Source organism: Streptomyces malaysiensis subsp. samsunensis, assembly GCF_024519315.1.
Taxonomy (GTDB): domain Bacteria; phylum Actinomycetota; class Actinomycetes; order Streptomycetales; family Streptomycetaceae; genus Streptomyces; species Streptomyces malaysiensis.
This window is the reverse complement of sequence record NZ_JANIIC010000250.1, coordinates 1-641: the sequence shown is the minus strand read 5'-3', so window position 1 is coordinate 641 and position 641 is coordinate 1. Positions and strand designations below refer to the sequence as shown.

The following is a 641-nucleotide window of genomic DNA, read 5'->3' as shown; positions in this document are numbered from 1 at the left end:
TTAGGGCGTGCAGATCATTAACTCGTAGCTTCCTGCTCTATGCCTCGTTGGTGTGCTATGAGCACTGGAGCGGAGCAATGGGTTGTGCTGGCGAGGAAGTTTGAGACGATCTTGCCGCATCTCGATGAGCGTCAGCGTCGTCTGTTGCTGGGAGCGGAGGCGCGGTCGATCGGTCACGGCGGGATCCGGCTGGTCGCACAGGCCGCTGGTGTGCGGCAGGCGACTGTCTCGCTGGGGGTGCGCGAGCTGGAGTCCGGTGAACCGCCGCTGGGACGCACCAGGCGGCCGGGCGGCGGCCGCAAACGGGTCGTGGATCTGGATCCCGGTCTGCGTGATGCGTTGCTGGCGCTGGTGGAGCCGGACGTGCGGGGGGACCCGATGTCGCCGCTGCGCTGGACGACGAAGTCGACGCGGAACCTGGCAGCCGAGCTGACTCGGCAGGGTCACCGGATCTCGGCCGACACGGTTGGGGACCTGCTGCGTGAGGAGGGTTTCAGCCTGCAGAGCAACGCCAAGACGCTGGAGGGCAAGCAGCACCCCGACCGGGACGCCCAGTTCCACTACCTCAACGAGCAGGCCCGCAACCACCGGGACGTGGGTGCTCCGGTGATCAGTGTGGACACGAAGAAGAAGGAACTGGT

The 641-nt window shown here is 66.1% G+C and carries 1 protein-coding gene; it reads left to right on the top strand.

Annotation, left to right across the window (positions count from 1 at the left end):
- Positions 1 to 57: 57 nt before the first annotated feature.
- Positions 58 to 641, top strand: a 584-nt coding sequence (locus tag NQU54_RS48740; protein ID WP_257636678.1) for an ISAzo13 family transposase, incomplete at its 3' end; no start/stop codon positions are given.